We start from the raw sequence: 6,279 nt of genomic DNA, 5'->3' as shown, positions 1-6,279 counted from the left end.
CCGGTGGGGGGCGCCTTGTGCCCCGGGGGTTGGGGCCCCCGCTCGCGGGCGGGGGGGCGCCCGCCCCGGCTTGGGGGGGGGGGGGCCACCCCCCCGGGCCCCCCCCAACGCCGTCTGTGTGATGACCGGAGCGGGGGCGGGGCTAGCCCTCGACTGACCAGCGCACCAGCAGCGGCACGGCGCGGGCGATGAAGTCCTCGATATCCGCCGACACCGTGTACAGGTGAATGGAGAGGCGGACATAGCCGATGCCGCGGAAACTGGTGAAGGCCGATTCGATTCCGGTGGCCTCGAACAGGCGATCCCGCAGGCCGTCCGCCTGCTCCCTGCTGGCACCGAGCGTGCCGGGTAGTCGCACCAGGCGCATCGAGGGTGCGGGGGTGGGCACACTCGGACGTGCGGGGCCATCGATATGCGGCTGCATCGCCGCAGCCACCGCGGTCGCCGCGGCCTCGGCGCCGGCGATCATCGCCGCGCGGGCGGCGTCCCAGCCGAGCGCGTCCTCGATCCAGTCCACGGCGATCGGGGAGGCCAGGTAGGGGGTCACATCCAGGGTGCCCTGCATGTCGAATCGTTCGGGATAGGGGAGGTCGGCGTGCCAGGAGTCGATCAGTGGCCAGAGATCGTTTCGATCCGCATCCCGGGTGACCAGCAGGGCCGAACCGCGCGGGGCCGCCGGCCACTTGTGCAGGTTGCCAAACCACCAGTCGGCACCGGCGGCGCTCGCCGCATCCGGGATCAGCCCCGGGGCGTGGGCACCGTCCACCAGCACCCGAGCGCCGTGCCGATGGGCCAGCGCGGTGATCGCGGCGGTGGGGAACAGTCGCGCGGTGGCCGAGGAGATCTGATCCACCACGATCAGCCGGGTGTCCGGGGTGAGGGCTGCCTCGAACGCGGCCAGGACCTCGGTGTCCTCGGCTTCCAGGGCGATCGGCACCGTGGTGACCCGCGCGCCCGTGCGCTGGGCGAGTCGGCGTACGGCCATCAGGACCGCGCCATAGCCGTGATCGGTGACCAGGATCTCATCGGTCGCGCTCAGCCGCAGTGCGTTGAGGACGACGGTGGCCCCGGCCGAGGCATTGGGCACAAACACCGCGTCGGCGGGGTCGGCCCCGACAAAGCCGGCAATATGCTCCCGGGCATTTTTGGTGTGGGTCTGGATGTGGGGGAACCAGCCAATCGCCGAGCGCTCGGATGTTTCCTGAAGCGCACGCTGCGCGGTAATCACCGGGGTGGACACGGCCCCGTAGGAGCCGTGGTTGAGCGGAACGATACCCGGGGCAAAGTTCCAGGCATCCCGGGCCGGGGTGCCGTCGCGGAAGATCACCGGCGGAAACAGGGGAAGGGGCAACGCTGACCTCCAGAAAACAGAATTCATCGGATGAATATTGGGAATATTTGGGAAAAGGGGTTCTCTTTCCCGGCTAATCCGATCATAATCGAAAAATAGGTTTGATGATTAGGAGACGTATCAATGAAGTTCGTTCGCCTGGGTGCCGCCGGATCCGAGATCCCCGCGGTGATCACCGATGCCGGAGTGCTGGATCTGCGCCCGCTGACCCGCGATATCGACGGAGACTTTCTGCGCAGTGACCCGCGCGGCCGCGTTGTCGCGGCACTGGAAGCGGGGGAGTTGAGTCTGCTGGAGGATGCGGACGGCGTGAATGCGCGCATCGGTGCACCCATTGCTCGGCCGGGTGCCGTGGTGTGCGTGGGCATGAACTATGCCGCCCACGCGGCCGAATCGGGATCGCTGCCGCCGGAAATCCCGATCATTTTCCTCAAGCTGCCCAACACCGTGGTGGGCCCGCACGACGCGGTACGGATTCCCCGCGGCAGCACCAAAACCGACTGGGAGGTGGAACTGGGAATCGTGATCGGAGCCCCCACGCTGTACCTGGAGTCCCCGGCCGAAGCCGCCGCGCACATTGCCGGCTACGTCCTCGCCAACGACGTGTCCGAGCGGGAATTCCAGCTGGAGGTGTCGGGCGGGCAGTGGTCCAAGGGGAAGTGTGCTCCCGGGTTTACCCCGACCGGGCCCTGGCTAGTCACCCCGGATGAGTTTGATCCGGCCGATGCGCCGCTGCGCAGCTGGGTGAACGGTGAGGTTCGCCAGGACTCCCGCACCGCCGATATGATCTTCGATCCGGCCTACATCGTGTGGCACCTGAGTCAGTTTATGGAGCTCGAACCCGGGGATCTGATCCTTACTGGAACCCCCGAGGGGGTCGCGCTGTCGGGACGCTTTCCCTACCTGGCCGAGGGGGACGTGTGTGAGGTGGAGGTCGAGGGGCTCGGGCGTCAGCGTCAGGTGTTCATCGCCACGCCTCCGGGCGCAGCATCCTCGGGTTCCGCGGCGAGCGCGGCGGTTTCCGCATGAGCCCCGCGCTGGACGGGCTGGTAGCCGTGGTGACCGGGGGAGCATCGGGCATCGGCGCGGCCGTCGCCGAGCGACTCGGTGCCGAGGGGGCCCGGATCGCGGTGCTGGATCTGCGGCCCGAGGACGCGGCACCCGGAATCTTTGCGGTGGCCGCGAATATCGCCCAGGAGGACTCGGTCAACACCGCAATCGAAGACGTGTTCGAACACTTCGGTCGGATCGACATCCTGATCAATAATGCCGGAATTGGGGCACAGGGCGACATTGCCGATAATCCCGACGAGGAGTGGGCGCGGGTGCTAAACATCAACGTGACCGGGATCGCCCGGGTCACCCGGGCCGCCCTGCCGCACCTGCGGCGTTCGCCGGCGGCGGCGATCGTGAACACGTCCTCGATCGCGGCCACCGCGGGGTTGCCGCAGCGTGCGCTCTACAGCGCCTCCAAGGGGGCGGTGCTCGCGCTGACCCGGGCGATGGCCGCGGATCACCTCCACGAGGGCATCCGGGTCAACTGCGTGAGCCCCGGCACCGCCGACACCCCGTGGGTGGGTCGCCTGCTGGATTCCGCCGACGATCCGGCGGCCGAACGCGCGGCCCTGGAGGCACGGCAGCCGCACGGACGACTCGTGAATCCCGGTGAAATTGCCGAGGCCGTTCTCTATCTGGCGAGCCCCGGTGCGGGGTCCACCACCGGCGTCTCCCTCGCGGTGGATGGGGGCATGGATGCGCTGCGGCTGCGCCCGCGGAGCTAGCGCACATCACAATTGCGACGCGATTGCTGTGTTTTTCCTTTGAGGCACGGTGCGCCCGTGGCCCAACACCTAGCATGATCTCATGCGAACGTCTGCCCTCCTTTCTGTTGGTGTGCTTGCCGCCACCGTCCTGTTGACCGGCGGATGCGCCGTCCACTCGGAAGCCACGGAGGGGACCCACTCGCCCTCCGCGTCGGCGTCAACGGGCACCGGTCCGGGATCGGGCACCCCGTCGGAATCCCCGTCGGCTTCGCAGACGCCCTCGAATTCGCCCATCGTTCAGCTGCCCCTGCCCGAAACCAAGGTTCCCCTGCCCGCCGGCGCGATTACCGGTCTGCCCAAGGGTGGGAACTATATGGCCTGGACCGTGGATGACGGGTCCGACCCGGACGTGGTGGAAAAGTATGTCGACTTTGCCCAGCGCACCGGCACTCGGCTGACCTTCTTTATAAACGGTCAGTATCCATCCTGGGAGAGGGTTGCCGACAAGCTGCGTCCGATGGTGCAGTCGGGGCAGATCCAGATTGGCAACCACACCTGGGATCACCCGGCGCTGACCAAGATCAGTGACCAGCAGATCCGGGATGAGCTGACCAAGAATGATGAGTTCATCGAAAAGACCTTCGGGGTGAGCGCCAAACCCTACTACCGTCCGCCGTTTGGCTACCGCAACGCGCACACCGATGCGGTGGCCGCGAGTGTCGGCTACACCGTGCCCGTGCTCTGGTACGGATCGCTCTCGGATTCGGGTCTGATCACACCCGACCAGGTCGTGAGCTTCGCCGACCAGTGGTTCCTCCCCGGGCACATCGTGATCGGTCACGCCAATCATCCGCCGGTCACCGAGGTGTTTGATCAGCTGGAGAAGATCGTCCAGGATCGCGGACTGCGCACGGTTACCCTGCGCGATATCTATCAGGGCTAGCTCGTGCGCCGAGGTGGGGAGCGGGCATCCGCGGCATGGCCGTTCGGGTGGGACGCCCGCTCTGTTCTAGGGGATTGAACCTCACTCCCTGTGTACCGGGAATGCACCGGAGCGTGCCGGGGCGCTGCGCTAAATGACAGTGCGTCTGCGCGAACTGAGTGGGCGTGGGCGAGTCGCCCGGGTCTGCGCTCACCGAGGAGCTCAGCGCTCACCGACGAGCTCCGCGCCGCCCGGTGGCTGCGGGCTAACTGGACGAGGGGACGCTGCCCTGGTCCGCGGAGTCCTCGCGGAGCGCCCGGAACAGCGCCGAGGCCGAGCCGAATCCGGTGGCGTGCGCAACCTCGGCCATCCCGAGCGCCGGATTGGCGAGACGCAGCGCCCTGGCCTCGGCCACCCGGACTCGACGCAGCGCCCCACTCACGGTATCCCCGCGCCGGGCAAACTCGGCCTGGAGGGTGCGCGGGGCCACGCCCAGCCGGCGGGCGATCTCGGTGATGCGCAGCGTTTGTGCGTGATACTCGGCGGCGATGAGTTCAACCGCACGCGCATACGGGTCATCCTGGGCCGGTGCGTCGCCACTGATGAGGCGAACCAGTGATCGGGTGATCTCCTCGGCGACCAGCCGGAGCGGTGCCGTGTGTGGTGCCTGCTCGGGATCCACCGCAAACAGCCCGGTGGTAAACGCGAGCAGCGGCGCCAGGAGCGAGGGGTCCAGGGCGGGTACGCGTGCGCTCGCCGTGACCAGGGGAATATCCGCCACCAGTCCCGCCGGCAGGCTGATGTAGAGCACCTCATTATCGGTGTCGAGCACGTCGATCCACAGTGGTTCGGTGCCCGGCGGGATGTAGAACAGTCCGGGCTCACGGGTCAGCAGCGCACCCTCGGTTCGAACATTCATTCGACCGCCCAGGATGATGATGATCGCGGCACGGTCGGCGGACTGCGCATCCCGCGGCCACTCCATCCGGATCGCCGGCATCGCCACCCGGACAAAACTCAGCTGTGGGAACTGGGCCAGGCGCAGACGCAGGGGCGCGTTGTCGTCGAGCTCATGTAGGACGATGTTTGCGGCGCGCAGGTAGTTTGCCAGGCCTGTGTTGGCAGCGAGCGCCCGCGAGCCATGCACGGTGAGGCGTGCGGCGTAGAAGTCGAGCCCGTCAAAGGTGCGGGCCCAGTCCTCACGCCGCCCCGACACTCGCGTCTCGGGAAAGCGTGAGGGACGTGGAGGCGACCTCGGCCCGTGCCGCCTGGATCACCGCGAGCACCCGCGCCCGAACGGCATTTGAGCGCTCGGTGAAGCCGCGCTGGGCGCGCACATATTCGGCCTTCCCCGCGTCGGTTTCGATGGCCACGGCCGCGTGTCCATAGGAGGAGACATCGTAGGGGGAGGCCTGCATGTCCAGCGTGCGAATATCCCGGGCCAGCTCAAACGAGTCCAGCAGCAGCTCGCCGGGGACCATTGGGCCCAGCTTGGCGATCCACTTATAGAGGTCCATGCCCGCGTGCAGGCAGCCTGCCTGCTCCATCTCCGGCTGGTTCTCCCGGGTGGGGGAGAGCCGGTTGAGGGGTTCGGCCTCGGGGGTGAAGAACCGGTAGGCGTCAAAGTGCGAGCAGCCCACCCGGTGGGATTCCACCACCGCGTCGGTGGCCGCGGGGGACAGTCGCAGCGGAACGCCCGCGTGCCGGATCTGCTCGGGATCCTGCTTATAGACCATCGCCCACTCGTGCAGGCCGAAGCAGTCAAAGCGAGCGGCGCGCTCGCCGGTGCGGGTGAGTAGGAACTCAACAAAATCGATCAGGCGCGCACGGTCGCGCAGTAGCGATCCCGTATCCACGGTGATCGATCCATCCGCCAGTCGGAGATACCGACTCGGGAGCTCTCGATCCTCGGGCCACTCGATCGCGGCACCCACTCCCGGATGCCAGCGTCGCAGGATGCTGGGTTTGATCGGATAGTAGGTAAAGAGGAAGTCCTCGATCGCGTGTTTTTCGCCGCTCTGGCGTCGCTCTCGCCAGCCCGCGGTGAGCGCGTCGGCACGGGTCTCGTGGGCGAGGGCGCGCTCACGCTGAACGCCCGGGTCCAGGCGCACCGGTGCGGGGAGGGCGATCGTTGTGGGCATCGTCCCAGTCTACGCCGCCGGATCCGGCATACGCCGCGAACGACGATCCCGGATTAGCCCCGGCGCATTCGAAGCCACGGGCGCGACGGTCCCGCACGCAAT

6 protein-coding genes are annotated in these 6,279 nt (G+C 67.6%); 3 read left to right on the top strand and 3 right to left on the bottom strand.

Features of this window, described 5'->3' with window-relative positions; translation table 11 throughout:
- Positions 1–142: 142 nt before the first annotated feature.
- The gene (locus M2390_RS07055) at positions 143–1,351 is read right to left on the bottom strand and encodes an aminotransferase class V-fold PLP-dependent enzyme (RefSeq protein ID WP_259177775.1); all 1,209 of its coding nucleotides are present in this window, start codon (positions 1,349–1,351) and stop codon (positions 143–145) included.
- A 123-nt stretch (positions 1,352–1,474) separates the two neighbouring features.
- Between M2390_RS07055 and M2390_RS07050 the strand changes: the two genes are divergently transcribed.
- From M2390_RS07050 to M2390_RS07040, 3 genes are all read left to right on the top strand, one after another.
- Entirely contained in the window at positions 1,475–2,380 is a 906-nt protein-coding gene (locus tag M2390_RS07050; protein WP_259177774.1) for a fumarylacetoacetate hydrolase family protein, read from the top strand.
- A complete protein-coding gene (locus M2390_RS07045) occupies positions 2,377–3,132 on the top strand; it encodes an SDR family NAD(P)-dependent oxidoreductase (RefSeq protein WP_259177773.1) in 756 nt (251 codons plus the stop codon). Before M2390_RS07050 ends, M2390_RS07045 begins: the two co-directional genes overlap by 4 nt.
- A gap of 82 nt (positions 3,133–3,214) precedes the next feature.
- Complete coding sequence (locus M2390_RS07040) at positions 3,215–4,057, top strand: polysaccharide deacetylase family protein (RefSeq protein ID WP_259177772.1); 843 nt, start codon at positions 3,215–3,217, stop codon at positions 4,055–4,057.
- A 244-nt stretch (positions 4,058–4,301) separates the two neighbouring features.
- Here the strand turns inward: M2390_RS07040 and M2390_RS07035 are convergent, their stop codons facing one another.
- Entirely contained in the window at positions 4,302–5,252 is a 951-nt protein-coding gene (locus M2390_RS07035; RefSeq protein ID WP_259177771.1) for a helix-turn-helix domain-containing protein, read from the bottom strand.
- Positions 5,236–6,177, bottom strand: coding sequence for a 3-methyladenine DNA glycosylase (locus tag M2390_RS07030; protein ID WP_259177770.1), 942 nt, complete (start codon positions 6,175–6,177; stop codon positions 5,236–5,238). Before M2390_RS07030 ends, M2390_RS07035 begins: the two co-directional genes overlap by 17 nt.
- Between the last annotated feature and the right edge of the window lie 102 nt (positions 6,178–6,279).

This window comes from Mycetocola sp. BIGb0189 (genome assembly GCF_024810155.1).
GTDB lineage: Bacteria > Actinomycetota > Actinomycetes > Actinomycetales > Microbacteriaceae > Mycetocola > Mycetocola lacteus.
Note: the sequence above shows the minus strand (reverse complement) of the source record. Positions and strands in the feature narration are given on the sequence as shown.